Source organism: Gracilibacillus boraciitolerans JCM 21714, from assembly GCF_000521485.1.
GTDB lineage: Bacteria > Bacillota > Bacilli > Bacillales > Amphibacillaceae > Gracilibacillus > Gracilibacillus boraciitolerans.
The window spans coordinates 12,751-38,329 of the sequence record NZ_BAVS01000018.1 but is presented as its reverse complement, the minus strand read 5'-3'; the positions used below and the strand labels follow the sequence as shown (position 1 = coordinate 38,329).

The window sequence follows — 25,579 nt, the reverse complement described above, 5'->3', positions numbered from 1 at the left end:
TGAACTAACTACTTAACTGTTCTTGCTTCGATTCTTCCACAGCTTCTTTAATTAAACATCGTCCTCTGCCATGCGGGATACACATCGGTGTACCGAACATAGGATCATACAGTACATCTGCTTTCATTTGAAAAACTTCATGTACAAGGCCACAGTTTATGATTTCCTCTGGTTTCCCTTGGGCATATACTTCTTTATCTTTAATCGCAACAATATGATGCGCATAACGACAAGCTAAATTCAAATCATGTAGTACCATGACAATCGTACTGCCATGTTTTTCATTCAATTCAAACAATAAATCTAAAATGTCAATTTGATGCGTCATATCCAAATAAGTAGTAGGCTCATCTAATAATATTGTGTCTGTTCCTTGTGCTAACGTCATCGCAATCCATGCGCGCTGACGTTGGCCGCCAGATAAAGAATCAACTTCCCGATCTTTTAATGCGGTCATATTTGTTGAATCTAACGCTTCCACAACTGCTTTCTCATCGGCTTCAGACCAACGATTAAACATTGTTTTATAAGGATGTCTACCTTGTTTTACAAGGTCTTCTACCGTTAATCCATCTGGACTAATAGGACTTTGTGGTAAAATTGCTAATTGTTTAGCAACTTCTTTAGTAGGTACCCTGGAAATATCTTCGCCATTTAATACAACATCACCATGTTTTGGTTTCAACAAACGAGCTAAAGACCGTAATAATGTTGATTTTCCACAGCCATTTCCACCAATAAATACAGTAATCTCACCTTTAGGTATTGTAATATCTAAATCATCTATAATTATGTCATCGCCATAACCAAGTGTTAGGTTTTTTGTTACTAGTGTTTCCATGCGGAACCTCTCCCTTATTCACACTATTCCAAGTCGGGCATTGTAATTTTTTCTTTTTTCGAATGATTATTCTTCTAGTTTATTAGCTTTTAGCAGGAAAGTCAATGAGTATGATAATCTCTCTCAATTAGTTACTATATTTTGACACTTTTCTTTCACATCTTTTTCGTCTATACTAAAATAACCGAACAAAAGTTCTGCAAGGAGTTTGAACAATGAATTATCATACCTATCCTACCCACGAAGTGCTTTGTATTGATATGCGTTCCTTTTATGCCAGTATTGAGTGTGTAAAGCGCGGCTTAGATCCTATGACAACCATGTTAGCAGTGGTTGGTGACAAAAACCGTTCAGGTAGTATTATTCTTGCCGCCTCTCCAGCATTAAAACAGCGCCATGGTGTTAAAAATGTAAGTAGATATTTTGAATTGCCAAATGATCCAAACATTCAAGTCGCAGAAGCCAAAATGGGAGATTATGTGCGAGTATCCGTGGAGATCACACGTTTACTACATCAATATGTACCAAAAGAAGCCATCCATCCATACTCCGTTGATGAAATGTGGATCACCGTAGATGGATTAGAACCTTTATACGGAAATCCAGAAGAGATCGCTCAAATGATTAAGGAAGAAATTTATGACACGATGGGGGGGCTGACTTGTGCGATTGGAATTGGAGATAATAAATTCCTCGCTAAGGTTGTAATGGACTTATATGCTAAAAAAACAGGTATCGCGATTTGCCGCTATCAGGATGTAGAGCGCTTATTATGGCCAGTTCCAATTGAAAAAATCTGGGGTATCGGCCACCGTTTAACGGTTCATTTAAATCGAATGGGTATTATTTATTTAGGGCAATTAGCTAATTATCGCTTAGACCGCTTAAAGAAACGATTTGGCGTGATTGGAGAACAATTATATTGGCATGCTGGGGAATCGATTTAAGCCCGGTTTATGATTCTTATGGCAAAAAAGAAGAACAAAAGGGATTTGGCCATGGAATTACCTTATTACGAGATTATACGGCAGAAGAGACATTAACCTGTATGCTCGATTTAACTGAAGAAGTATGCCGACGGGCACGAACTCACAGAAGAGCTGGCAGAACGATTCACTTAGGTATAGCTTACGCTGATAATAGTGGAGGCTTCCATCGCTCCTCTTCTCTCCATTTACCAACCAATGTTACCATGGATGTTTATCAGGTATGCTTACAGTTATTCCACCAATTTTATAATCGTCACAGCAAAATAAGACGTGTCTCGATATCTTTAAACAATCTTTATGATGATATGGAAACCCAATTAAATCTATTTGACGACCAGCCAAAAAAGAAGGATATTGGTTACGTCATGGATGCCATTCGCACAAAGTATGGTTCTACGTCTCTTTTACGGGCAAGTAGTTATACGGAAGCAGGAATTACGATAGAAAGAAGCAAAAAAATTGGCGGACACTATGCTTAAGCCAAGCTGTTCTTCTCACGAAATATCGGTTGCTCTCGACGGGATAAATACATGAAGATCACGGGGGGAAAATAATTATTCTCGTGAAAAATCAGTATAGTTCGAATGCCATTATATTAGTTTATGACGTTGCAACTTATTGGTAGCATTTCGCGGGAGCTGATCTCTAAAATAAATGGATTTCGGCACTTTATATTTGCCTAAATGTTCGCTGCAATAATTCTTAATATCCTCAGCCGTTAACTCTTTATCCTTTTGCACAACATAGGCAACAGGAACCTGCCCCCCCCACTTGCTATCCTCCCTGCCCGTCACACCTGCTTCGATTATACCATCCAGAGTCAGCAGTACTTCTTCAATTTCAGCAGGATAAATATTCTCACCACCAGAAATAATTAGATCACTCCGACGATCCACCACATAAAGAAAACCCTCTTCATCGAGATAACCCAAGTCTCCAGTGTGCAGCCATTCATCCGTGTTTTCAGTAGTCTGATGGTAATAGCCAGGCGATACCATAGGGCCCCCTTACGATGATTTCCCCAATTTGGCCGGCGCCACATTCTCCATTTTCGCCGATAATTTTTAATGATGCGGAAAAAAGTGACTTTCCGGCAGAACCTTGTTTTCTTAAAGCATCCTGCTCATTTAATGTAGCAATTTGTGAGCAGGTTTCTGTCATTCCATATGTTTGCACAATCGGCACTTGTTTCGCTTGCGCCTTTTCCAATAATGGTTTCGGAGCTGGTCCTCCTCCTAATAACATACACCGAAAAGAAGCCGGGTATTGCCCTTCGTCTAATCGCTCGAGCAGACGTGAACAGGTAACTGCAACAACGGAAAGTATCGTCACATCGTCTTCCATAATCGCTTTATGTACTTTCTCTGTATCAAATTTTTCTAATAAATACACAGGCATTCCATAAATTACGCTCTTTATTAAAATAGATAAACCTCCAATATGGAATAGCGGCAGACAAGCTAACCATTTATCATTAGATAACAGACCTAAATTCAATGAAGAGGCTACTGCACTTGACCAGTGATTGTCAAATGTATGCTGTACTGCCTTTGCTCTGCCGGTAGTTCCAGAGGTAAACATCATCGAACAAACACGATGCAAATCTATCTCATCTACAGACGCAGGCTCATAAACCGATAACTTCTTCACTTCAAAAAAAGTTTTTACGGTTAGATTCAGATGTTCTGCGTGGTCCAGATATCGAGATGATGTTAGGATCCATTCGACATCGGCATCTGTGCATTGTTGCTGCCATTCTGATATAGCTAACCTCGTATTTAGAAATACCACAGGGAGCTGTAAATACGTACAGGCCCAAAAGGCAATCACCATCTCAGAGGAATTATCAGAAAGGATTCCTATATGTCCTTTTATCTGAAAACGACCTAATTGTCCTGCAAATGTTTTTACTTTTTGCTGCAGTTGATAAAATGTATAGGATTCTTCTTCCATTTCAAGCGCTATCTGATTAGGCGTTAAGCTAGCCCGCTTATTTAGCCAATGTTCCATATTTTTCACCTCTATCAAGAAATATAAGAATAAAACCATGTTTCCGCTTAAGAGGAACATGGTTTTATTTAAAAGTAATATTAAGGAAAACGTGGGAATTGTTTAAAGTCTGGTTTGCGTTTTTCCTTAAACGCATCGCGACCTTCTTTTGCTTCATCTGTTGTATAATAAAGCAATGTTGCATCCCCGCCCATTTGCTGTAAACCTGCTAGTCCATCTGTATCAGCATTAAAAGATGCTTTTAAGAAGCGAAGTGCTGTTGGTGATTTTTCTAACATTTCCTGACACCATTGTACCGTCTCTTCCTCTAATTGATCCAATGGGACTACCGTATTGACTAAGCCCATATCCAAAGCTTCCTGCGCATTGTACTGACGGCATAAAAACCAAATTTCCCGAGCCTTCTTGTGACCGACGATCCGTGCCAATAAACCTGCACCATATCCAGCATCAAAACTGCCAACTTTAGGTCCGGTTTGGCCAAAAATAGCATTGTCTGCAGCAATCGTTAAATCACACACAACATGCAGGACATGTCCGCCACCAATGGCATAACCGGAAACCATCGCAACGACTGGCTTTGGAATCACACGAATTAAACGTTGTAAATCTAACACATTTAGACGAGGTATTTCATCTTCACCTACATAGCCACCATGGCCACGAACCTTTTGGTCTCCACCGGAACAAAATGCTTTATCGCCTGCCCCTGCAAGCACAACAACTCCAATTTTTGAATCATCACGAGCATATGTAAAAGCGTCAATTAATTCATTCACTGTTTTCGGACGAAACGCATTTCGCACCTCTGGACGATTAATCGTTATTTTGGCTATGCCATCATAGGTTTCATATAAAACATCTTCATACGTACGTTCACTTACCCACTCTATTGTCATAAGATGACCTCCTCTGATTTATAAATTCCTCTACTATTGTACCAAATTTTTTTAATTGTTCCACATGAATTGCATGCCCAGCCTCAGATATCACTTCTATTCTACTATTTGGCAAGTAGTCATTCATTTTTTTGCTAATCGAAACAAACTTATGATCCCATTCACCGGCTATCAATAAGACAGGAAAATTCAGAATGGAAAGCTGGTTCCACCATGATGGCATTACACCTGTGCCCATTGCTTGTAACGAAGCGGCCAATCCATTTCTGTTTTGGTGCAAACGTTCTTCCCTTATTGCCGATCGTTTCTGAGCAGAAAGTTGTTTCTGTGACTCAAATAACGGAATGTTCTCCCACTTATCTATAAACGATTCTAATGGATGGCTTAAAATAAAGTCAATTAATTGTTGATCTTTTTCCTTACGTTCCTGACGCTCTTTCTCGTTCATTAACCCTGGGGGAAGCACTTTCTAATGTTAAGGTACGGATCAATTCCGGGTAATAGCAAGCAAAAGAAAGAGCGGTTCGTCCACCCATCGAATATCCAATCACATCCACTTTATCTATATCCAACTGTTCAAGAATCGAATACAGATCACAGCAGCAATCCTCCATAGATTCCACGAGTGCTTTTGTCTGACCATGACCAGGTAAATCAATCAGAATACATTCATTATTTTTAAAAAAGGAAAGCAACGGCAGCCATGTCTGAGCAGAGCCAGTAAATCCATGAAAAAATACTATCGGTTTTCCAGTCCCATGACACTCTACCCAGTAATCGCCACTGTTTGTCTTAACGTACATCTCTAGTTTCCTCCAAAACAGTTAACGTATTCTTTTCGACCTCTTGCCATTTTGACTGATGCCAACTAACATTTTCATTACGAACTGTCTGCACTTCAATCAGCGACACTCCACCATTCTGATAACTTCGGTTTAATGCTTCCTGATATTGCGTCCAATCTGTGACCAACTCAAATTCAATCTCATATAGTGCGGCAACTTTTTCCATTGATATATTTTGTGGCGTTCCAAATAATAATTCATAATGAGAATTATCTTCTTTTGCCTGTGGAAGAAAAGAAAAAATACCGCCACCTTGATTATTAATCAACACAATCGTGAGATTAAAGTCATAGTTTTGAGTCATTAATAAGCCGTTGATACTGTGTAAAAATGAAATATCCCCAACCAATAGGGTAACATGCTTGCCTGTTGCCGCTGTACCTAAGGCAGTTGACAAGATACCATCAATTCCATTAGCACCACGATTTGCTACAATCGTTACTTCTTTATCACTAGTAAACCAAAATGTATCGACATCCCGGATTGGCATACTATTTCCGACAAAAAGTGTACTTTTGATTGGAATAGAAGATTGAATCCCTTGAACCGCTGTTCCTTCTGTTAGAAGCGACTGATCGCTTCTTAGAATATCCTTCGTTTCTCGATTTAAATCCTGCCAAAATGCTAACCAGTTTAAATCAAAAGATAATGGCAGCTGTGTTAACTGATCAGCAATAGCAATAGGCTCACCATATATATAATGTGCCCCCCCATTAATCGATGGATTACGGTAACTGATCTCTTCATCCACGATAAATTGCTCGATATTTCTTTCCTGTACTAATTGCAGAAACGATTTCGATACTGGCATTGCTCCGAATCGCAAAATAAAGTCCACTTCAAGCCTGTCGCGAACTTTACTGGATTTCAGGATACTATCATAACTTTCTATTACTGTCTCATTTCCCCCCCTGATATCTCTTAATAAGGATAAGGGATCAGCGAGCACCGGTATATTCCATGCTTCTGCTAACAGGAGAATATGTTTTGCCAGCACTGGAGAATCATGTGGCCCACATACGATCATACCTTTTTGTTTGCTGCGCAGCTTTTCATAAATATCAGCTAAAGTATGCTTATCGAGTCGTGTATCATTTGCACGGTAATGCATTAAAAATCGAGAATCTTCTCCCCCCCAAATATCACTTAGACTAAAATCAGGAATTAATGGTTCACGAAAAGGAAAATTAAGATGAACAGGTCCTTTTACAAGATCTGTTGACTTTTTCACTGCCCGGTCGGCATGATTCCGTACGTATTGCAGGACATGATCCGTCTCTTCGGGTAATGCCATTTCATGAAACCAATTCACATAGTTCCCATATAGCTTAATCTGATCTATTGCTTGTGGAGCGCCAACATCCCGTAATTCATGTGGACGATCAGCAGTTAATACAATTAACGGTGTCCGACTATAATACGCTTCAATAATCGCAGGAAAGTAATTTGCAGCAGCCGTACCAGAAGAACATACAAGCACAACAGCTTCTTTTGTTTCTTTTGCTATTCCTAATCCAAAAAATCCTGCCGATCGTTCATCAATATCCACCCAGATCTGAAATCGATTATACTCCGCAAAAGTTAAAGAAAGTGGCGTCGATCTGGATCCAGGCGAAATAACAATATGACGCACACCACTTTGATATAATTGGTCAACAAAATTGCCGACATACTTTGTTAAAGATGAAATATGACTCATAAAGATCCTCCAAGCGCCTGTAACATAGGGGGGGTAAACTTAATATTTGTTTCCTGATATTCAATGTCCGGATCGGATTCTTTTACGACACCGCAACCTGCAAACAAGGATGCTTTCATATCAGAAATTAATGCCGATCGGATTGCTACAGCAAATTCCCCCCCGTTAAAATGCTGATCAAACCAGCCAATAGGAGCACCATACCAGCCTCGTTCTAAAAGCTCAAATTCCCGAATAAATGCTAAAGAGCTTTCACGCGGAAAGCCACACAATGCCGGTGTCGGATGTAATTTCTCAACTACGTCTAATAACGTGTATCCTTTATCAAGTTCAGCTTCTACAGGTGTATATAAATGCTGCAGATTTTTCAACGGATATAAAATAGGTTCGTTTGGAATATCTACATATTTGGCACAGGAATGTACAGCATTTTTTATCATATCAACAACAAACTGATGCTCATCCCGATTCTTTTGGTCATTTAGTAATTGCTGACCATACCATTTATCTTCCTCTATTGTAGTTCCTCTTGGCGCAGTACCAGCCAAACAAGTAGAAAACAATTGTTGATTATCTACTTTTACCAGTCGCTCTGGAGTAGCTCCAATAAAGCAGACATTATCTTTTTCCCATGCGAAAATAAAGCTGTGATTTTGCGTATGTTTTAATGTTGTTAAAACTTGTCCAATATCACAATCATCATCAAATTCAACTTGGAGTTCTCTTGCCAAGACAATTTTATTTACCTCTTCGCGCTCAATCGTATCTGTTGCTTTAGCGACTAATCCCTTCCATTGTAAAGGATCAACTTCATGTTTCAAAACGATCGTATTATTCTGAAAAGAAGTATTTGGTGCATGTAACAGTTGGTGCCTTTTTGTAATCAAATCTGCAGAAAGTTCATCAATATGACTATCTTCTTCCACATAGATAGTTGTCGTTAAAAATGCTTTATCGTTTTCCACAGTAAGTAAAAAGGTTGGCACACGAAATTGACTACCCTCAAAACCATTCCACAGTTCGTTCACCTTTTCTTTAGGATCAAAGGGAAAGCCACCAAACGCAATAGGACCTGTTTTGTATTGATCAAATCGATTATCTATCCAGCTATTATTTAATGCCTGCTCCCATTCTTTCTTTAACATTTGATAAGAAGCATCCTTATTTTGAAAAAGAATACTATCTCCAATGCCAACAAACTGTGTTGATTGATCTGAGCTTGACCAAAATATACGATTTTCCTGCAGTTGTTGCCCAGCCTGAAAGAAATGGATAGGATCGATCCATGTAATTTGCTCTGTAACACTTACAAAGGTTGGTGTAGCCTTATCTACTGACTGTTTCTGTGCTGCATGTAACACACCATCTATATTTAAATCCTTTGTTTCAATCATTGGTAACCCTCCAATATAATAGGGCATTTCTCATAAACGCTATTCATTATATTATAATTTCAAATATTTTTAAAGGTTATAACATATGCTAATAGTTATATTCCCTTTCATAGTATAACAAAAAACTTATCTTTGGTGCTGTATAATGTTTGATATAATAGTTTGACACATATTTAAGTATTCACTAAAATTATAATGTTACTTAATTTTTATCAAGGAGATTTTTTACACATGGAAAATAAAACAGAAAAAACAGCAAACCATTTAAATGAAAGACCCGGCTTTCATGTGTGGTGGAGATTATTAAGGCCACATACCTTAACCGCCTCATTTATACCTGTATTCGTTGGCACAATGCTTGCAATATTAGATAATAGCTTTCGGCCTTTATTATTTATCGCCATGTTAATTGCTGCGATGATAATACAAGCAGCAACAAACATGTTTAATGAATATTATGATTATGTCAGAGGCTTAGACAATGAAAATTCTGTAGGTATTGGTGGCACTATCGTACGTGATGGTGTAAAGCCAAATGTTATTAAGAAATTAGCCTTTATTTTATATGGTATCGCAGCACTGCTCGGTATATATATATGTTTCGCCTCCAACTGGTGGATTGCAGTCATTGGTCTCGTTTGTATGTTAATCGGCTATTTGTACACTGGCGGACCGATCCCAATTGCCTATACACCATTCGGCGAATTATTTTCCGGTTTCTTAATGGGGACAGTGATCATTGCAATCAGTTATTATATCCAGACGTTAACAATAACATGGCAAGTTCTTGTTATATCCATTCCGATTGCTATTTTCATTGGATGTATTTTACTCGCAAATAATATTCGAGACCTTGATGGCGATAAAGAGAATGGCCGAAAAACAATTGCTATCCTGTTAGGACATAATAAAGCAATCATTTTGTTATCAAGCTTAATGCTGACAAGCTATGCTTTAACAGCAGCTTTTATTATCGGTGGACTATTACCTATTTATAGTATTATTAGTTTATTAAGTATACCTAAAGCTCGCGAAGCCGTAAGAACTTTCCAAGAAAATACTACCAATGTAGGAATGATTCCAGCGATGATAGCAACAGCTAAAACGAACACTTTTTACGGCGGATTGATTGGCATTTCTCTCCTTCTGCAAATTCTATTTCCGTTAACATTATAAGTCAAACTTATCTTAAATAATGTTTGGCAATGATAAATTGGAGGTTCTTATATGTCAGATCATACTCTAATGGATGCCTTGCAAATGACCGTAAAGCAACAGACAAAAGAATTAATTATAGTGGAAATGCCGATTTCAGGATCAGTAAAACAGCCGATGGGATATTTACATGGCGGGGGGGCTACTGTTGCCTTAGCAGAAACGGCTGCAAGTATTGGTGGATTGCAGCATGTGGATCCTATTTTCCAAAACATTGTAGGAATAGAGATTAATTGCAATCATCTCCAGGCAAAAAAAGATGGCACTATCACTGCTCAGGCGACCCCAATTCATATTGGGAAAAAGACAATGGTATGGAACATAAATATAGTTGATGAAAACAACCAATTAATTGCCATATCCCGTTGCACCCTTGGAATAGTTGATAAAAAGAAACACTAGTTAAAGTGCTTTAAAGGAAGCAAGAACTAAAGTTACTTAATAAAAATAGAATCCGAATGATATGCAAATTCTGCGAGGAATTTGTTATCATTCGGATTTTTTAACTACATAATAGAAAGATTATACGCAATAATCCTAGTAACCATTTTGTATTATATGAAGTGCTAAACAGCCGCTCCGGCTGCCCGCTTCCCTTTCCGTGGGGGGGTTTTCCCTTCAGCTAACTTTTCCAAGCAAAGATCGCTTAGAAAAGTGGATCTTCAGAGAAAAAATTCCCACAGGAGTGAATGCGGGCGGCCTGCGCTATGATATTACGCTACAAACCAAGTAAAACCCGTTATTGCATAAAATGATATCATTACATATCTAAGATTTCATGCAATAACTTCTTATAACATAAAATCCTTTTACAAAACACTAAAGATTTCATTTAATAATGAATATTTGCGTGAAATCCACAACATTTCTATTAGAGATTTTATGCAATAAATAGTGACGTTAGAAACTTTTTAGATCAAATGTCGGATAATTTATTACAGCTGATAAAAACAAAACTGCTATTTCTTACTAAAGTTGTAGCTTCTACTTTGCGTAGCGTCCGCTTTAACTCCTACGGGATGTTTTTATCCGAAGATCCACTTTGGCTTGCCAAAGTTAGCTAAGGAGAAAATCCGTGGAAAGGGAAGCGGGCAAGCCGAAGCGATTGTTAAGCAATCAAATCATTTCATAATTACCACAACAGGCTAAGAATATGTCTCTTCCTTGTATTCATCATTAAGATATGCGGTGGAAAATAATAGATATATCAGCTTCTTTTAATCTTACTGGTCCATTCTGTCATCCTTATTTAATCATCCAATGGATTTAGACTTTCGTTTCCGGTCATATTTGTAATAAACTCCACTAATAGTTGGATTTCTTCTTCCGTATCCTGTAAACTTGCGGTCTCAACTGGGGAATGCATATAGCGTAACGGCAAGGAAACCAAACTTACCGGTACCCCTTTACCTGTCAGGCGCATTTTGTCAGCATCTGTACCCGTATGTCTTGGAGTTAATTCATATTGCAGTTTCATCTCTAGTTTTTTTGCTGTCGCTTCTAATAATTGATTTAATTTCCGGTTAATCGGTGCTCCTTTTGCTAAGACAGGCCCACCATCTAAACGAACATCACCATGTTTACGCTTATCCACAGAGGGATAATCAGTAGCAAATGTTACATCCAATGCCAATGCTGCGTCTGGTTTTAATCCTGCAGCTGCAAAATATGCTCCGCCCATGTTCGTTTCCTCATTGACTGTGCTAACACCATAAACACCAATATTGATATGTTTCTCTTTTAAACGTTTCATTACTTCTGCAACAATAAATGAACCGGTACGATTATCCAATCCTCTTCCAGAAATAAAGCGATCTTTTAGAATTTCTGAAGTTCGTCGATAGACAACTAAATCTCCAATCTGAATATCCTCTTCAAGCTCTGCTTTTGAAGCAGCCCCACAATCTATAAATAAATCTTCAACATCAAAGTCACCTTTTATACCACCATGATGTTGTGCGTTTACACCGATTACTCCGTTGATATTACGCACATGTCCTAATATTTCCACTTTCATGCCGACAGCAGCTTTTGGATTAATTCCACCCATTTTTTCTATAAACACGAATCCATTCTCGTCGATGCGATTAACGACAAAAGCCACTTCGTCGCAATGACCAGCTAATAGCAAATGGAAATCTGCGTCCTCATTCACAACTGCAATCACATTACCTGCATGATCGCTACGAATTTCATCTGCATATGGCGCTACATATTTCATCCATTTCTTTTGAATATCCATTTCCATACTTGATGGTGAAGGAGTATGTAATAATTCCTGTAAAAACGCGATACTATCTTTTTCCACATTAATCACTCCTCGTAAATATATTGAATAAGTTTTCAAAAATTGTAAACACTAAAGGTAAAAAAGGTGATACCATGATCTGGAATAAATGGACTCAATTTTATTTTCATTTGCCTATCTTTCTTCGATTGTTATTTAGTGTTTGTCTCTTAATGTTACTGTTTGGATATCTTATACATATTATAGAACCGAATCATTTCCCAACTACATTTGACGGGATTTGGTGGGCATTTGTGACTGGCTCAACAGTCGGCTACGGTGACTATGTTCCTTTAAGTTTTGTTGGAAAGTTCGTTGGTATTTTATTAATTTTGGCAGGTGGCGGCTTAGTAACTTTTTATATGGCCACCGTATCTGCAGGCACAATAAAGCACGAAAAAAATTTAACAGAAGGCAAAATATCCTATAAAGGGTCCAATCACACAATTCTAATCGGCTGGAATGAACGGACAAAGCAACTGATCCAAATGTTCAAAGAGCACCACTTACAAACTGATACCGTATTGATTGATCATACGTTAAACAAAGTATCCTATCAGAATCATCGCATACATTTTATTCATGGGCAACCAACATCAGATGAGATACTAAAAAAGGCAAATATCGAACAAGCAACATTCATTATTATCACCGCAGATCCTTCTTTAACAGAGGAAGAAGCTGATCGTCAAACAATACTTAATATTATCGCTGCCCGCGGAAACAATTCGAATGTTCACATTATCTCTGAAATACTGACTGAAGTGCAACGGAAAAATGCAATTAGGGCTGGATCCAATGTTATACTTCGCTCCAATAATTTTATGAGTTCTTTATTATATCAGTCGCTTTTTCAGAAAGATATCCAGATTATAGATATTATAGCAAAGACATTGGAAGAACAACAATTCTGCACGAAATTGATTGACGATCATTTACTTGAGCATGAATTTTATTATTGTGCCCAGCATTACTTACATGATGGGAAGTGGCTAATTGGCCTTATCCGAGAAGGAGAAATGATTCTGCATCCTTCCTTTTCTTTAAAAACTCAAAAAGATGATAAACTTATTTATTTAAAAGCAATGGCGGAGTAGCTGTAAAAAAGACAATTACATACTTTATCTGTTTTATAGCTGATTTAATAATGTTTCCAGGTTTTTTAATACAATTTTCCCTTTTTCGATATATGGAGTCGGGATATTGGCATCTTTTTCTACCGGTGATTGAAACTGGTTAAAGGAGGCTTGCATGACACTACTTTCTGCATAAGCATCTACATCATCCTGGTAACGGTGGGTCAAAATATATGGCTTATTCAGTTTAATCACAGCATTTTCATTTTCAATTTCTCCTTTAATGGAGTGAAAAGGCACTCTAAGAAAGTGATAACCATCGTCTGTCGCTAATTTATAATCAAAATAGCCATGATCATACTCCCAAGCACCACCTAATGAGAATCCTTCTTTTTCGACCACGCCTTTTACTTGTTGATATGGAAACACCTTTTTTTCAATAGTAGAATCTAATTCGTACAAAACATTCACCCCCCCTTTTTGATTTAGGATACCCAAACAAAATTCATGTATGTAAAAAACTGATTACAATATATCTAAAAATAAAAGTAATTCTTTCGCAATCAGTATCTACTAGTTAATTTATAAATCTAAAAACCTCTCATTCAATAAAGAATGAGAGGTTTTCGCTCGATTATAGACGTTTTTCTAATTTTGCTTTTTCTTCTTCAAAACCTGGTTTGCCTAAGAGAGCAAACATGTTTGTCTTATATGCTTCTACACCCGGTTGATCGAATGGATTTACACCTAACAAATATCCACTGATCGCAACTGATTTTTCGAAGAAATAGGCGATATAGCCAAATGTATATGCATCAAGTTTTGGTAAATGGATGAGCAAGTTTGGTACCTGTCCATCTGTATGTGCAAGTAATGTACCTTGATATGCTTTTTCATTTACAAAATCTAATGTTTTTCCTGCTAAGTAATTTAAACCATCAAGATCTTGATCTTCTTTCTCAATCGTGATATTTGATTTTGGTTCTTCCACATGAAGAACCGTTTCAAAAATATCACGACGACCTTCTTGTACATACTGGCCTAATGAATGAAGATCTGTCGAGAAATTAGCAGAGGAAGGATAAATTCCTTTATAATCTTTTCCTTCACTTTCTCCATAAAGCTGTTTCCACCATTCAGAGAAATATTCAAGTGCTGGTTCATAATTGATAAGCATCTCAATCGTTTTCCCTTTGTTATAAAGGACATTACGCACTGCTGCATATTGATAAGCTGGGTTTTTATCTAGATCTGATTCTGATAATTCTTCTTGCGCCTTTTGTGCACCTTGCATCATTTCATCGATATCAATACCACTAACAGCAATTGGTAATAAACCTACCGCGGTAAGTACTGAATAACGGCCACCAACATCATCAGGGATAACAAAGCTTTCATAGCCCTCTTCGTTTGCTAAGGTCTTTAGTGCACCTTTTTCTTTATCGGTGGTTGCATAGATACGACTTTTTGCTTCTTCGACACCATATTTTTCTTCTAATAATTTTTTGAAAATACGGAAAGCGATCGCAGGTTCCGTAGTCGTTCCACTTTTAGAAATAACATTAACAGATACATCTTTATCTTTTAGTACGTCAAACAAATCGTTAATATAAGTAGCACTTATACTATTTCCAACGAAAAATACTTGTGGTGTCTTCCGTTGTTCCTTTGATAATTCATTGTAAAAGGAATGATTTAACATTTCAATTGCAGCACGAGCTCCTAAATATGACCCGCCAATACCTGACACTAACAGTACGTCAGAATCTGATTTGATTTTATCTGCTGCTTTTTTAATACGCGAAAACTCTTCTTTGTCATAATTTGTTGGTAGATCGATCCATCCCAAAAATTCATTTCCTGCACCTGTTTTATTATGTAACATTTCGTGGGCTAGCTTCACTGGCGCTTTTAGATAATCTAATTCATGTTCACCAAAAAAAGTTAGGGCTTTTCCATAATCAAAGCGTACATGTGTCATGTTTTTCTAACCTCCAATATTTTTATCTCTATTTAAATGTAACGAATACTGTCTCGTAAATCAAGCATTGAAGCGTTAGATTTTTTAAAACCTTCTGAATTTAGGAAAAATTTCTGGATATTATACAAAAAAATTTTTTATATTATGCATATTTTTTTATTTAAACCGCAAAATAAAAATGAACCTTTGACATGAAAATTTTATAGAAGAAAGGAGATCGTTCTATATGAAAAAATTAGCATTAGTTCTGATTATTGTTGGTGCGATTAATTGGTTGTTAATTGGCCTTTTTCAATTTGATTTAGTTGCAACCCTATTTGGTGGAGGCAGTCAGGAAGGAGCATTTGCTAGAGTTATATATACAATCGTAGGTATTGCAGGATTATATAGCATTACATTCCTTTTTAATTCAAACGAAAAATAACATATCATAGAACATAGCTCGAATAAAAGAAACCAACAATTTGTTGTTGGTTTCTTTTATTCATTCTGACTGTTTAATCCATTCCTTCAGCTTGACCTCTAACGTGCTAAATCCATGTTCTCCCTCTTTATCTGCGATCACATTTTCGTTTTTAGGTTGCTTTTCTTCATCTTCTAAAGCACGTATAGATAAAGCATACTTATTATCGTCATCCTTTACTTCGATGATTTTTACTTTTACTTTATCTCCCTGCTGTACATGATCTGTTATATCCTTCACAAATCCATTTTTCACTTCCGATATATGAACCAAACCTTGTACGTCATCACTGATCGAAACAAAAGCACCATAAGGCTGCACACCCGTAACGATTCCTTCCACGACATCCCCTTTTTGAAATATTTCTGACATTATTCCAACTCCTCTGACCGTTTTAATTCCAATTATTTTAGTGGTTTAAACAATAAGTAATATTAGCATATAAGTAATAAAAATAGCAAAAAAAACTCAAAATTATTGATTTGATAAATACAGGTTTAAAAATATTAAAAACGGGCAATATATAAATATGTAAGACTTTCTCGTATTCCCCCCCCTGGAGAGCAAAGCAACTAGTCGCTTTGCTCATTTTTTTAAAAGTGAGGTATAGCATATGAACTCCATGATTAGCTATCAAGGGCACCATATTCATTACAGTCTATACAAAAACCCCCCCACTAAACCTTCTCTTTTACTGCTCCATGGTTTTTTGGCTTCCACTTATTGCTACCGGCATTTAATACCTTTATTACAAAAAGATTATCAATTAATCGCCATCGATATTCCCCCCCATTTGGAAAAAGCGACAAAATAAATACTTGCTTATTTTCCTATGATCATACAGTTGAGAGTATTTTTTTATATTAGAAAGTTTATCGATAAAAAATATAACAATTATTGGTCACTCTATGGGAGGCCAAATTGCTTTACGATATGCTTTTCATTATCCAAACCAGGTAGAACATTTATTTTTATTATCACCTTCAAGCTTTATGAAGAAATCACCACTTTTTTCTCGGTTCATTTATCACAATCGATTATCCCCCCCTTTAATTGCACATCAGTTACTAAAAAGAAAAGGTGTTTATGAAATGCTTAGACAATCTATGTATCATGATCACTTTATTACGAAGGATATGCTAAAGCATTACAAGGAACCTTTTTTAGACAAAAGAATATACCCTTGTCTTATCAAGATTTTAAATGATCATCAAGGTGATCTATCAGAAGATGAATTACAAACAATTCAGACACCGTCTACTGTAATTTGGGGGGGGAAATATGACGAAATTATTCCTCATGAAATCGGATATGAGTTAATCCGCTTTTTATCTGATTCCACACTAACCATTTTGGATTATACCGGTCATTTAATTTCAGAGGAAGCACCATATTATATCGCGCAAAGACTAATGAACATCAAGCATTAATCTTTTTTCTGTTCTTCGATATGGTTAGATAGAAGTAATGAATTTGGATCAAGGAGTGAAACAATGGATTTTTCATTTAATAAACAAATCAACAGAAAAATACAAGAGCGGTTAAGTGGGATCTTGTTAAAACATTATACGGGGCTGAGGATGTGTTACCAATGTGGGTAGCGGATATGGACTTCCAAACGCCACCTGCTGTTACACAAGCATTAACAGAACGTGCCAAGCATGGGATTTTTGGTTACACTTTTACGGATAATGCTCTTCAGGATACCATAACAAACTGGTTGTCTTACAAACATGATTGGGATGTGAAGAGTTCATCCATTGTCTATAGTCCTGGTGTAATTGTTACATTACATATGGCGATGCAAACCTTCACAGAGGTTGGTGATAAAGTTCTGATTCAAACCCCCCCTGTGTACCCACCTTTTTATGATATTATAAAAAACATGATCGCGAATTAGTCAAAAATCAGCTTGTATTAGACGGTGATAAATATAAAATTGACTTTAAAGATTTTGAAAATCAACTGAAGCAAGGGGTAAAAGCCTTTATACTTTGTAATCCACATAATCCGATTGGAAGAGTTTGGACAGAAACAGAATTAGCAGAAATAGTTGCACTATGTAAGCAGTATAATGTGTTAATACTCTCAGATGAAATTCACGCTGATCTTGTATTTGCTCCAAACAAACATATACCAATTGCCAAGTTAGATCCGAGTATGACCGACAATATCATAACATGTATGTCCCCTACCAAAACATTCAACTTAGCAGGATTACAAGTTTCTTATGCTATTGTTAACGACAAACAAAAGCGTGAAGCATTAGAAAAAACCTTTCATAAACAAGGATTGCATATCTTGAATACAATGGGGGGGATTACAGCATTAGAAGCTGCATATCTAGAGGGTAAAGACTGGCTAGTTAAATTAATGGAACAGTTAGAAGAAAATATGAATTATGTAATCAATCAGTTTGCTAATCGCAAGGACGTAAATGTTTTTAAAGCAGAAGGAACCTATTTATTATGGTTTGATTTTAGAGCATTAAATCTATCCCAAGAGCAACTGAAAATTTTTTTAGAGAAGGAAGCAAAAGTCGGATTAAATGATGGTGCATCTTTTGGTGAAGAAGGTACCGGTTTTATGCGGATGAATATTGCTTGCCCACTTGAATTAGTAAAAGATGGAACAAATCGAATTATTTCTGCCTTAGATAGAAGAGATAGCAATAAATAACTTTTTTGTAATAAAAAGAGTAAGCTTCGGCTTACTCTTTCTTTTCATTCGATTCTGTAGGGTCTGTTGGTTGTTCTTCATTAGTAGAATCATTTAGAGAAATAACACCACATACCACTCTTTCGCCAGCGTCTCCAGAAGGCTGAGAAACTCCATCATCCTGTCCAGCATGAATAACAATAGATGTACCGTCTTCACGTAGCAAGGACTTCTCACCGTCCATTAAGGTTACACCTGGCAATTCAAACTCAACGTCAGCTGTTCCATCGGCATTTATCTCAAGATTAGGCATATCACCCATATGAGCGCCGTCTGGATGCATAAGTCCGTGCTCTTTTCCCTCAGGATTAAAATGATTGCCAGCGGATTGAAATTCTGGACCCTCACACTTAGCATATTCATGGATATGAACACCATGTAAACCGGATTCTAATCCTTCGACTTTAATTTGAACAGTAACCTTATCTTCTTGTTCCTTAAAATTTGCTGTTCCCACTGCATCCTTATCTGCATTATATAAGCGAACTTCTAATGGAGACCGTTCCTCTTCCTGGCACCCAACTATAAAAAGCAGAAAAACGAAAAATATACCTTTTAATTTCCATTTCATAGGGATGATCGACTCCTCTTATCTTTTCCATCACTAGTATGGTCAAAGATAAGTAAAGTTAATCAATCTTTATGATTCTTATATTGTTCGTCCCATTTTTCTTGTTCCTTTTTCGATGCCTTTTGAATAAAATACATCGTTACAAATGCACCAATTACAAATATGAGAAGACTAATAATCGCTGGAATATATAGTGATTTATCTTCTGGGAAATAAAGAAATTCCATCATTGTCAAGACACTTCCCTTTTATTTTTCTAAGGAGTTATTATAACATAAAAAAAGCTAGTATAAAACTAGCTTTTTTACTATTTACCTAGATGTTCTTCAATCGTTTCTCCAATTCCTTCAAGCGCTTGATCTTCATCATTACCATCAACTGTAATGCGAATTTCTGCTCCTTTTGGAACTCCCAATGACATAACACCCATGATGGATTTTAAGTTTACCGTTTTACCGTTATAATGTAATTCTACATGTGATTCATATTGCCCAGCTTTATTCACCAATAATGTTGCTGGTCGTGCGTGAATACCTGTGTCACTTTCAATAGTAAATGACTGTTCTTTCATAAAAAATTCCTCCTTATCAATCGATCATCACTTAACTCTCAACTAATTCCCCAAACTTGTGAAAGGGCTAACTAAATCTATTATATACGATAAAGATCATTTAAGAAACTAAAAAAAATAATTTCCGTTAACTATGGAAAGGATACCATTTGTATTTCATTTTTTATTATGATACTTTCTAAATATAATAATTTCTCATGAAGAATGAAGGAGTGCGAAGTGATGAGTGTGCATATTGGTGCAAAAAAGGAAGAGATAGCTGATACAATTTTACTTCCTGGCGATCCGTTACGAGCAAAATATATCGCTGAAAATTTTTTAGAGAATGTATCTTGTTATAATGAAGTTCGAGGAATGCTTGGTTTTACAGGCACCTATAAAGGGAAAGATATCTCTGTGCAAGGTACTGGGGATGGGGGGGGTACCGTCTATCTCTATTTATGTGAATGAGTTAATTCAAAGTTACGATGTACAAAACTTAATCCGTGTTGGAACATGTGGTGCCATTCAAAAGGATGTAAAAGTCAGGGACGTCATTCTTGCGAGTACTTCTTCTACTGACTCACAAATGAATCGTATGGTATTTGGCGGGATCGATTATGCCCCCCCAACGGCAAGCTTTCATTTACTGAAAAACGCTTATGATACAGGCCTTGAAAAAGGACTCTCCTTACGAGTAGGAAATGTATTTACAAGTGATAGTTTTTATAGAGACAATACGAAAGAACTGCTGATATTGCTTGATCAATATAATATATTAGCCATTGAAATGGAGACCACTGCATTGTATACCCTGGCAGCGAAATTTAATCGCAACGCTCTTTCGGTTTTAACGGTTTCCGATCATATGATTACAGGTGAAGAAACTAGTTCAGAAGATCGTCAAACCACCTTTAATGATATGATTGAGGTTTCTCTCGAGGCTGCAATTAAATAACTTAACATATGGTGAGACTACATTCTCACCATTTTCTTTATTAAGAGCTTGTTAATTGCATGTTCGCTTCATATAAATTTGAAAAGAGCTATGGTATAATGTTTTACGTATATTATCCGGAAATACTGACTACTAATCCTAAAAATAATTAACCTTATAATAATTCAGCTAAGAATCAGAGAGGATGTTATTAATTGGAACTTTTTGAAAACTTTCCATTATGGGTTGCGTTAATTGCTATTACTTTTGCCCAATTTGTTAAAGTTCCCTTACACCTAATAGCAACGAAAGAATTCAAACCAGGCCTTGCTTTCAGTACCGGTGGAATGCCAAGTAGTCATTCTGCTGCAGTAACCGCTCTTTCTACCGGTATCGGAATAGAGCACGGGGTCACTTCAGGGTTATTTGCAGTATCCTGCATTTTCGCTATAATTATTATGTTTGATGCAACAGGGATTCGTAGACAAGCTGGGGGGGAACAAGCTATTTTACTAAATATGTTAGCAAAAGATTTTCACCGCTTTGTATCAGAAGCAAAGGGTTGGTCTAAAAAAGGGGGGGAATACGAAAAGCAGAAGGAACTAAAGGAATTATTAGGTCATCAGCCTATTGAAGTATTCTTCGGCGGATTAACCGGCATCATTCTAGCCTTTTTATTATTCCCTCTATTTTAAAATATACATGGTTTTACTTTATACTGTCGACACAAACTGCGAACAAAGTGAGTGAGAAAGCTGAGGCCATGCCCGCGGAAAGCGAAGTATATGGACGGAGCTTTTGTATACATTTATCGCTTTTTTAAACAAATCAGTACTTCGCAGTTTAGTTAAATTATACTATTAATTAAAATGATTCTGTGATAAATAACAAAACAGCCAAATTGGCTGTTTTGTTATTTATTCTGCTTTATATTGATGGCGGAATACTTGTAATGATTCCGTATTATTTAAGTTTGCTAGTACCTCTTCAGATAATGAGCCATCCCCATATTCGACTACATATACATCTACTGATTTTTTACCCCACTGCTGGTATACATCCTCGACTGACGGATAATAAAGATCAATTTTATTTCCTTTAATTGCGCCACCTTTATCCGCGACTATTCCATAGCCATAGTTCGGAATATATAAAATCGTCCCAAGTGGAAATATATTTAAATCAGCAGCGATTGTTGAATATAAATCCCTTGCTACTTTAACACCTGAATACGTAATACCATATGCCGGGTGGTCAGGTGACTTGCCAGTAGACTCCACACCTGCCGTATAACCTGTAGCGATAACATTTTTTTTCTCATATTTTTTGAGATCGATTGTCTCTTCTAATGTAGCTGGTGCTGTTACTTGTTCACTTGAAATATATGTTACCCGACTGTCTGTATGTTTCATATATTTTTTACTTTTCCAAATTTCCCGCTCTGCTTGATTTTGAAAAAAATAAGTATTTTCATTACTTTTTTCTGTTAAACTAGCAAAGACTTCTGTTGCTGATACATTGGTTATCATAGTGTAACTCGCGGTCAGCGCACCTATAAATAATATTATCATCAGCACTTGTTTTATTATTTTCCATAACAACATGGAAGATCACACCTTTCTAGGTGTCATCTTTTCCAGTTTCAGTTGATTTTATACATAGTACACTATGATTAAAACATTTGATATCCGTTTTTTCTTAAAAATTTAATAACAATGCCTGCTATAATTGTTCCTATAAATCCAGAAGATAGTATAATAGCATCCTGAATGCCTAACGTGATAAATTCATTCCACAATGTTGAAAAAGCAAAGCCTGGATCTGTAAAATAAGTTGAAAAAGCTAAGTTGTCTATAATAAATATAACAATTACAGGAAAAACGAAAGCCATTAACCATGTTTGACGTAAAATCATATTTATGATAAAACTAATACCGAAAAATAATACAAAGAACAATAATACTGATATAAACAGTTGAATCATTTGTCTACTCCTCTTCCATCATCTCAAAAATAATGAACCACTCCTATTTTATAATGAGAGTCACTATCTTGCAATAATGTTCATAGTATTGTTGATTATATATTATGTTTCCCCCCCTCATATTTATAAAAAATAAAGCAGAGGAATTATCCTCTGCTTTTCTGTAATGTTATTTAAAAATGTTAAACTTACCTTTTTTCAGTAGTAATCCCATACCGCCGATTTTCAATAAGGCACGGTTATCAATTACTTTCTTCATAAATGAAGCAGTCCATCCGTAAATTTTCTTACCACCAAAGATAGAACCCATTCCATCATCATCACCTAATGAACAAACCGTACCACGATTGATGAATTCAAAGTGTTCTAAATCTCCACCTTTTACTAAAGCAACTAAGTTATGTGCACAAATCTCCGCTTCCTGCATAGCAATTTGTGCAGTTGGTGGATATGGACGATCGATTTCTTTATTCCAAATTAAAGCACAGTCTCCCACTACAAATACATTGTCATGAGATGGCGCACGTAATTCTGGGGGGGTTACTTCTACTTTACCACGGTTATCTTCTAAAGATGATTCTTCTACTAAATGATTTGCACGTACACCTGCAGACCATATCGTAGTCAACGCAGAAATATCTTGTTTTTCACCGTTTTGTTCAAATGTTATGCCATCAGCACGTACTTCTTTTAAAAATGCACCTAATTTAAATTCTACTCCTCGTGCTTCAAGTGAATTCATAGCATATTCTATTAATTCAGGATCAAATCCAGGCATAATAGTATCCATTGCTTCTACTACTATTAGACGAACTTTACTTCGATCAATATCATATTCTTCACATAATTCAGGAACACGATTAGCTAGTTCCCCCCTGCAAATTCAATACCAGTAAAGCCACCACCACCAATAATGATGTTAAGACGTTCCTGTCTTGCTTCCGCTTCATTATTGTATAGTGCCAATTGATGTTCAATATGTTGACGAATTAAACGAGCTTTATTGATATTTCCGATTGTAAATGCATTGTCTAAAAGTCCTGGAATACCAAATGTTGCTGCTTCGAATCCTAAGGCAACTACAAGATAATCATATTCCAATTCACCATCCTGTAATTCGACTTTATTCTCGTCAGGTTTGATCGCAGTTACTGTATCCTGCACAAAATTAATCTTGGCAGAGTTAATTAAGTCAGCAATTTTTACACGGCTTCGATCATGATGTATTGTACCTGCTGCCGCTTCGTGTAACCAAGTTGATTCATAATGATAGTCGTTTTTATTTACAAGTGTAATGTGTGCATCATTTACTCCTAATTGCTTTTGCAATTTCACTGTCGTAGTAAGGCCACCATAACCTGCACCAAGAATAACTATTTTTGGTCTATTCATCTTTCTCACATCCATTTAAAGTTTTTTTGTTACATTTCGTGATATTTTTCACGTACCGTTATAAAAGAGTACAAGTGAATAATAATTAGTCCATAATATATGTTAGACTTTTTTACGACATTTTTCAACCCTATTTTTATTTTTTTGTATTATTTAGCAAAACAGCTAATTGGATTTTAGCTGTTATAACAAATTTTTATATTCATTCTGTTTAAATGACATGTTTGCTTAAATTATGTTAAAATATATTGCATTGATGCAAGCATTAGGGGGGGGAATCTAAATATGTCAGATCAAGTTTATGATATAACGATTATTGGAGCAGGTCCAATCGGATTATTTACTGCCTTTTATGGAGGACTAAGACAATCCTCTGTTAAAATTATTGAAAGTTTGCCACAAATCGGTGGACAACTTAGTGCCTTATATCCAGAGAAGTACATTTATGATGTTGCTGGATTTCCTAGAGTAAGAGCTCAGGAACTAGTAAATAATTTAAAAGAACAAACAGACTTATTTAAACCAGAAATTGTCTTAAATCAATCCGTTGAACGAGTAGAACGTCTAGAGGATGAAACGTTTCGTATAACTACCGAAACAGAAGAACATTATTCCAAAGTAATTATTATTACTGGTGGAAATGGAGCATTCCAACCCAGAAAATTAACGATAAATAACGCAGAAAATTTTGAAGATAAAACTTACATTATTTTGTTGATAATATGGATAAATTTAGAGATAAACGAGTAGTACTATTTGGTGGTGGTGACTCCGCTGTTGACTGGGCATTAATGTTGGAACCAATTGCAAAAGAGGTTACGTTAGTGCATCGGCGCGAACAGTTTAGAGCACATGAAGGAAGTGTAGAAAATCTGTTGCATTCCAGCGTAAACATCTTAACACCCTATGTTCCTGAAAGCTTAATCGGGCAGGATAAAATTGACCAGGTCCGTTTAAAAGAAGTAAAAGGGGAAAAAGAAATAATTTTAGAGGTGGACGATGTCCTTGTAAATTACGGGTTTATTTCCTCACTTGGTCCAATCAAAAATTGGGGACTAGAAATTGATAAAAATAGCATTGTCGTAAATTCCAGAATGGAAACCAATGTCGCTGGTATATATGCAGCAGGAGATATATGTACGTATGATGGGAAAGTAAATTTAATCGCGACAGGATTTGGAGAAGGTCCTACTGCTATAAACAACGCCAAGCATATATGGATCCAAAAGCTAGAATTCAACCGAAGCACTCTACTAGTATGTTTTAAACAAAAATAAGCATCGAGAATAATCTCGGTGCTTATTTTTAAATTAACAACTTTCAGGTGTTCCTTCTCGTTCTTTTGCTTTAAACGATGAACCACAGCCACAGGAAACAATCGCATTAGGGTTATCGATGGTGAAGCCACCACCCATCATGTTTTGTTTAAAATCAATTGTTGTGCCTTTAATTACATCAATGTCAAATTTTTTAATAGTAAGCGGGATCCCATTGGAATCCTCTGTGTGATCAAGTTCTTCGTTTACATCATAATCAAATCCTATAGAATAAGAAAGTCCACTACATCCTCCACCTTTGACTCCAAAACGTAAACGGACTGTTTCTGCATCTTCCTCTTTCATCATTTCTTCTATTTGTAATTTCGCATTTTCGGTAATATTGATAACCATAGAAAAACTCCTTTTTCTAAGCAACTTAGATATTGTATATTTAAGTATACTAACATCG

At 36.4% G+C, this 25,579-nt stretch carries 28 protein-coding genes and 4 pseudogenes; 13 read left to right on the top strand and 19 right to left on the bottom strand.

The window, feature by feature from the left end; all coding sequences use genetic code 11:
* Nucleotides 1–4: 4 nt before the first annotated feature.
* A complete protein-coding gene (locus JCM21714_RS11665) occupies nt 5–841 on the bottom strand; it encodes an ABC transporter ATP-binding protein (RefSeq protein ID WP_035724551.1) in 837 nt (278 codons plus the stop codon).
* A gap of 215 nt (nt 842–1,056) precedes the next feature.
* Here JCM21714_RS11665 and JCM21714_RS11660 point away from each other — a divergent pair.
* A pseudogene (locus JCM21714_RS11660) lies at nt 1,057–2,309 on the top strand (DNA polymerase IV).
* Nucleotides 2,310–2,420: 111 nt separating this feature from the next.
* Here JCM21714_RS11660 and JCM21714_RS24180 read toward each other — a convergent pair.
* The 7 genes from JCM21714_RS24180 to JCM21714_RS11635 all read right to left on the bottom strand — a co-directional run bounded on the left by JCM21714_RS24180 (nt 2,421) and on the right by JCM21714_RS11635 (nt 8,677).
* Nucleotides 2,421–2,828: an AMP-binding enzyme gene (locus JCM21714_RS24180; RefSeq protein ID WP_369403566.1), complete on the bottom strand. Its 408-nt coding sequence runs from the start codon at nt 2,826–2,828 to the stop codon at nt 2,421–2,423.
* On the bottom strand, nt 2,794–3,840 hold the full coding sequence (locus JCM21714_RS11655; RefSeq protein WP_369403565.1) for an AMP-binding protein: 1,047 nt from the start codon (nt 3,838–3,840) through the stop codon (nt 2,794–2,796). The genes JCM21714_RS24180 and JCM21714_RS11655 overlap by 35 nt, the downstream gene beginning before the upstream one ends.
* 80 nt (nt 3,841–3,920) lie before the next feature.
* Entirely contained in the window at nt 3,921–4,739 is an 819-nt protein-coding gene (gene menB / locus JCM21714_RS11650; RefSeq protein ID WP_035724549.1) for a 1,4-dihydroxy-2-naphthoyl-CoA synthase, read from the bottom strand.
* Nucleotides 4,717–5,187: a hypothetical protein gene (locus JCM21714_RS24175; protein WP_369403564.1), complete on the bottom strand. Its 471-nt coding sequence runs from the start codon at nt 5,185–5,187 to the stop codon at nt 4,717–4,719. Before JCM21714_RS24175 ends, menB begins: the two co-directional genes overlap by 23 nt.
* Nucleotides 5,159–5,542 carry an alpha/beta fold hydrolase gene (locus JCM21714_RS24170; protein ID WP_369403563.1) on the bottom strand — a complete coding sequence of 128 codons (384 nt, stop codon included), beginning with the start codon at nt 5,540–5,542 and terminating at the stop codon, nt 5,159–5,161. Before JCM21714_RS24170 ends, JCM21714_RS24175 begins: the two co-directional genes overlap by 29 nt.
* Nucleotides 5,532–7,283, bottom strand: a complete 1,752-nt coding sequence (menD, locus tag JCM21714_RS11640; RefSeq protein ID WP_035724546.1) for a 2-succinyl-5-enolpyruvyl-6-hydroxy-3-cyclohexene-1-carboxylic-acid synthase — start codon at nt 7,281–7,283, stop codon at nt 5,532–5,534. The genes JCM21714_RS24170 and menD overlap by 11 nt, the downstream gene beginning before the upstream one ends.
* On the bottom strand, nt 7,280–8,677 hold the full coding sequence (locus JCM21714_RS11635; RefSeq protein WP_035724544.1) for an isochorismate synthase: 1,398 nt from the start codon (nt 8,675–8,677) through the stop codon (nt 7,280–7,282). The genes menD and JCM21714_RS11635 overlap by 4 nt, the downstream gene beginning before the upstream one ends.
* 231 nt (nt 8,678–8,908) lie before the next feature.
* On the opposite strand from JCM21714_RS11635, the gene JCM21714_RS11630 reads away from it, so the two are divergent.
* From JCM21714_RS11630 to JCM21714_RS23085, 3 genes are all read left to right on the top strand, one after another.
* Nucleotides 8,909–9,853: a 1,4-dihydroxy-2-naphthoate polyprenyltransferase gene (locus tag JCM21714_RS11630; protein WP_035724541.1), complete on the top strand. Its 945-nt coding sequence runs from the start codon at nt 8,909–8,911 to the stop codon at nt 9,851–9,853.
* A 51-nt stretch (nt 9,854–9,904) separates the two neighbouring features.
* Entirely contained in the window at nt 9,905–10,294 is a 390-nt protein-coding gene (locus JCM21714_RS11625) for a PaaI family thioesterase (RefSeq protein ID WP_035724539.1), read from the top strand.
* A gap of 199 nt (nt 10,295–10,493) precedes the next feature.
* Nucleotides 10,494–10,625 (top strand): hypothetical protein, encoded by a 132-nt coding sequence (locus tag JCM21714_RS23085; RefSeq protein WP_268748351.1) that lies wholly within the window; start codon nt 10,494–10,496, stop codon nt 10,623–10,625.
* 516 nt (nt 10,626–11,141) lie between these two features.
* Here JCM21714_RS23085 and JCM21714_RS11620 read toward each other — a convergent pair.
* On the bottom strand, nt 11,142–12,140 hold the full coding sequence (locus tag JCM21714_RS11620; protein ID WP_439644460.1) for a M20/M25/M40 family metallo-hydrolase: 999 nt from the start codon (nt 12,138–12,140) through the stop codon (nt 11,142–11,144).
* 83 nt (nt 12,141–12,223) lie between these two features.
* Here JCM21714_RS11620 and JCM21714_RS11615 point away from each other — a divergent pair, with 83 nt between their 5' ends.
* The gene (locus JCM21714_RS11615; RefSeq protein WP_235182801.1) at nt 12,224–13,276 is read left to right on the top strand and encodes a potassium channel family protein; all 1,053 of its coding nucleotides are present in this window, start codon (nt 12,224–12,226) and stop codon (nt 13,274–13,276) included.
* 33 nt (nt 13,277–13,309) lie between these two features.
* On the opposite strand, the gene JCM21714_RS11610 is transcribed toward JCM21714_RS11615, so the two are convergent.
* Nucleotides 13,310–13,717: a YugN family protein gene (locus tag JCM21714_RS11610; protein WP_035724530.1), complete on the bottom strand. Its 408-nt coding sequence runs from the start codon at nt 13,715–13,717 to the stop codon at nt 13,310–13,312.
* Between the two features lie 172 nt (nt 13,718–13,889).
* A complete protein-coding gene (locus tag JCM21714_RS11605; RefSeq protein WP_035724528.1) occupies nt 13,890–15,236 on the bottom strand; it encodes a glucose-6-phosphate isomerase in 1,347 nt (448 codons plus the stop codon).
* A gap of 226 nt (nt 15,237–15,462) precedes the next feature.
* Here JCM21714_RS11605 and JCM21714_RS11600 point away from each other — a divergent pair, with 226 nt between their 5' ends.
* Nucleotides 15,463–15,660 (top strand): DUF378 domain-containing protein, encoded by a 198-nt coding sequence (locus tag JCM21714_RS11600; RefSeq protein WP_035724526.1) that lies wholly within the window; start codon nt 15,463–15,465, stop codon nt 15,658–15,660.
* A 60-nt stretch (nt 15,661–15,720) separates the two neighbouring features.
* Here the strand turns inward: JCM21714_RS11600 and JCM21714_RS11595 are convergent, their stop codons facing one another.
* A complete protein-coding gene (locus JCM21714_RS11595; RefSeq protein WP_035724524.1) occupies nt 15,721–16,071 on the bottom strand; it encodes a CvfD/Ygs/GSP13 family RNA-binding post-transcriptional regulator in 351 nt (116 codons plus the stop codon).
* Between the two features lie 241 nt (nt 16,072–16,312).
* On the opposite strand from JCM21714_RS11595, the gene JCM21714_RS19845 reads away from it, so the two are divergent.
* The 4 genes from JCM21714_RS19845 to JCM21714_RS24160 all read left to right on the top strand — a co-directional run bounded on the left by JCM21714_RS19845 (nt 16,313) and on the right by JCM21714_RS24160 (nt 18,378).
* Nucleotides 16,313–16,513, top strand: a complete 201-nt coding sequence (locus JCM21714_RS19845) for an alpha/beta fold hydrolase (RefSeq protein WP_148295021.1) — start codon at nt 16,313–16,315, stop codon at nt 16,511–16,513.
* A gap of 46 nt (nt 16,514–16,559) precedes the next feature.
* On the top strand, nt 16,560–17,129 hold the full coding sequence (locus tag JCM21714_RS11590) for an alpha/beta fold hydrolase (protein ID WP_084040737.1): 570 nt from the start codon (nt 16,560–16,562) through the stop codon (nt 17,127–17,129).
* Nucleotides 17,130–17,290: 161 nt separating this feature from the next.
* Nucleotides 17,291–17,599: an aminotransferase class I/II-fold pyridoxal phosphate-dependent enzyme gene (locus JCM21714_RS24165; RefSeq protein ID WP_369403562.1), complete on the top strand. Its 309-nt coding sequence runs from the start codon at nt 17,291–17,293 to the stop codon at nt 17,597–17,599.
* Nucleotides 17,600–17,637: 38 nt separating this feature from the next.
* Nucleotides 17,638–18,378, top strand: a complete 741-nt coding sequence (locus JCM21714_RS24160) for a MalY/PatB family protein (RefSeq protein ID WP_369403568.1) — start codon at nt 17,638–17,640, stop codon at nt 18,376–18,378.
* 31 nt (nt 18,379–18,409) lie between these two features.
* Here the strand turns inward: JCM21714_RS24160 and JCM21714_RS11580 are convergent, their stop codons facing one another.
* The 3 genes from JCM21714_RS11580 to JCM21714_RS11575 all read right to left on the bottom strand — a co-directional run bounded on the left by JCM21714_RS11580 (nt 18,410) and on the right by JCM21714_RS11575 (nt 19,559).
* Complete coding sequence (locus JCM21714_RS11580) at nt 18,410–18,988, bottom strand: superoxide dismutase family protein (RefSeq protein WP_035724517.1); 579 nt, start codon at nt 18,986–18,988, stop codon at nt 18,410–18,412.
* Between the two features lie 62 nt (nt 18,989–19,050).
* Nucleotides 19,051–19,218 carry a hypothetical protein gene (locus JCM21714_RS20375; protein WP_162833704.1) on the bottom strand — a complete coding sequence of 56 codons (168 nt, stop codon included), beginning with the start codon at nt 19,216–19,218 and terminating at the stop codon, nt 19,051–19,053.
* A gap of 77 nt (nt 19,219–19,295) precedes the next feature.
* Nucleotides 19,296–19,559: a phosphocarrier protein HPr gene (locus JCM21714_RS11575; protein WP_035724514.1), complete on the bottom strand. Its 264-nt coding sequence runs from the start codon at nt 19,557–19,559 to the stop codon at nt 19,296–19,298.
* 222 nt (nt 19,560–19,781) lie between these two features.
* Between JCM21714_RS11575 and deoD the strand changes: the two are divergent.
* Nucleotides 19,782–20,496: pseudogene (gene deoD, locus JCM21714_RS11570) on the top strand (purine-nucleoside phosphorylase).
* A gap of 194 nt (nt 20,497–20,690) precedes the next feature.
* Nucleotides 20,691–21,170, top strand: a complete 480-nt coding sequence (locus JCM21714_RS11565) for a divergent PAP2 family protein (protein WP_035724511.1) — start codon at nt 20,691–20,693, stop codon at nt 21,168–21,170.
* 222 nt (nt 21,171–21,392) lie between these two features.
* Here the strand turns inward: JCM21714_RS11565 and spsC are convergent, their stop codons facing one another.
* From spsC to JCM21714_RS11550, 3 genes and pseudogenes are all read right to left on the bottom strand, one after another.
* Entirely contained in the window at nt 21,393–22,079 is a 687-nt protein-coding gene (gene spsC / locus JCM21714_RS11560; protein ID WP_035724508.1) for a stationary phase survival protein SpsC, read from the bottom strand.
* A gap of 68 nt (nt 22,080–22,147) precedes the next feature.
* Nucleotides 22,148–22,459: a YuiB family protein gene (locus tag JCM21714_RS11555; RefSeq protein ID WP_035724505.1), complete on the bottom strand. Its 312-nt coding sequence runs from the start codon at nt 22,457–22,459 to the stop codon at nt 22,148–22,150.
* A gap of 169 nt (nt 22,460–22,628) precedes the next feature.
* A pseudogene (locus JCM21714_RS11550) lies at nt 22,629–23,851 on the bottom strand (NAD(P)/FAD-dependent oxidoreductase).
* Nucleotides 23,852–24,136: 285 nt separating this feature from the next.
* Here JCM21714_RS11550 and JCM21714_RS11545 point away from each other — a divergent pair.
* Nucleotides 24,137–25,118 (top strand): annotated as a pseudogene (locus JCM21714_RS11545) (NAD(P)/FAD-dependent oxidoreductase).
* A gap of 43 nt (nt 25,119–25,161) precedes the next feature.
* Here the strand turns inward: JCM21714_RS11545 and JCM21714_RS11540 are convergent.
* Entirely contained in the window at nt 25,162–25,521 is a 360-nt protein-coding gene (locus JCM21714_RS11540) for a HesB/IscA family protein (protein WP_035724504.1), read from the bottom strand.
* Between the last annotated feature and the right edge of the window lie 58 nt (nt 25,522–25,579).

What these genes read in the sequence shown, in the direction of transcription:
- JCM21714_RS11665 (WP_035724551.1), bottom strand. Translation starts at nt 841, where the DNA reads ATGGAAACACTAGTAACAAAAAACCTAACACTTGGTTATGGCGATGAC.
- menB (WP_035724549.1), bottom strand. Translation starts at nt 4,739, where the DNA reads ATGACAATAGAGTGGGTAAGTGAACGTACGTATGAAGATGTTTTATAT.
- JCM21714_RS19845 (WP_148295021.1), top strand. Translation starts at nt 16,313, where the DNA reads ATGAACTCCATGATTAGCTATCAAGGGCACCATATTCATTACAGTCTA.
- JCM21714_RS11600 (WP_035724526.1), top strand. Translation starts at nt 15,463, where the DNA reads ATGAAAAAATTAGCATTAGTTCTGATTATTGTTGGTGCGATTAATTGG.
- JCM21714_RS11630 (WP_035724541.1), top strand. Translation starts at nt 8,909, where the DNA reads ATGGAAAATAAAACAGAAAAAACAGCAAACCATTTAAATGAAAGACCC.
- JCM21714_RS24180 (WP_369403566.1), bottom strand. Translation starts at nt 2,828, where the DNA reads ATGGTATCGCCTGGCTATTACCATCAGACTACTGAAAACACGGATGAA.
- JCM21714_RS11575 (WP_035724514.1), bottom strand. Translation starts at nt 19,559, where the DNA reads ATGAAAGAACAGTCATTTACTATTGAAAGTGACACAGGTATTCACGCA.
- JCM21714_RS11625 (WP_035724539.1), top strand. Translation starts at nt 9,905, where the DNA reads ATGTCAGATCATACTCTAATGGATGCCTTGCAAATGACCGTAAAGCAA.
- JCM21714_RS11620 (WP_439644460.1), bottom strand. Translation starts at nt 12,140, where the DNA reads ATGGAAATGGATATTCAAAAGAAATGGATGAAATATGTAGCGCCATAT.
- JCM21714_RS11595 (WP_035724524.1), bottom strand. Translation starts at nt 16,071, where the DNA reads ATGTCAGAAATATTTCAAAAAGGGGATGTCGTGGAAGGAATCGTTACG.
- spsC (WP_035724508.1), bottom strand. Translation starts at nt 22,079, where the DNA reads ATGTTGTTATGGAAAATAATAAAACAAGTGCTGATGATAATATTATTT.
- JCM21714_RS24175 (WP_369403564.1), bottom strand. Translation starts at nt 5,187, where the DNA reads ATGAACGAGAAAGAGCGTCAGGAACGTAAGGAAAAAGATCAACAATTA.
- JCM21714_RS11605 (WP_035724528.1), bottom strand. Translation starts at nt 15,236, where the DNA reads ATGACACATGTACGCTTTGATTATGGAAAAGCCCTAACTTTTTTTGGT.
- JCM21714_RS20375 (WP_162833704.1), bottom strand. Translation starts at nt 19,218, where the DNA reads ATGATGGAATTTCTTTATTTCCCAGAAGATAAATCACTATATATTCCA.
- JCM21714_RS11655 (WP_369403565.1), bottom strand. Translation starts at nt 3,840, where the DNA reads ATGGAACATTGGCTAAATAAGCGGGCTAGCTTAACGCCTAATCAGATA.
- JCM21714_RS24170 (WP_369403563.1), bottom strand. Translation starts at nt 5,542, where the DNA reads ATGTACGTTAAGACAAACAGTGGCGATTACTGGGTAGAGTGTCATGGG.
- JCM21714_RS11580 (WP_035724517.1), bottom strand. Translation starts at nt 18,988, where the DNA reads ATGAAATGGAAATTAAAAGGTATATTTTTCGTTTTTCTGCTTTTTATA.
- JCM21714_RS11540 (WP_035724504.1), bottom strand. Translation starts at nt 25,521, where the DNA reads ATGGTTATCAATATTACCGAAAATGCGAAATTACAAATAGAAGAAATG.
- JCM21714_RS24165 (WP_369403562.1), top strand. Translation starts at nt 17,291, where the DNA reads ATGTGGGTAGCGGATATGGACTTCCAAACGCCACCTGCTGTTACACAA.
- menD (WP_035724546.1), bottom strand. Translation starts at nt 7,283, where the DNA reads ATGAGTCATATTTCATCTTTAACAAAGTATGTCGGCAATTTTGTTGAC.
- JCM21714_RS11635 (WP_035724544.1), bottom strand. Translation starts at nt 8,677, where the DNA reads ATGATTGAAACAAAGGATTTAAATATAGATGGTGTGTTACATGCAGCA.
- JCM21714_RS11555 (WP_035724505.1), bottom strand. Translation starts at nt 22,459, where the DNA reads ATGATTCAACTGTTTATATCAGTATTATTGTTCTTTGTATTATTTTTC.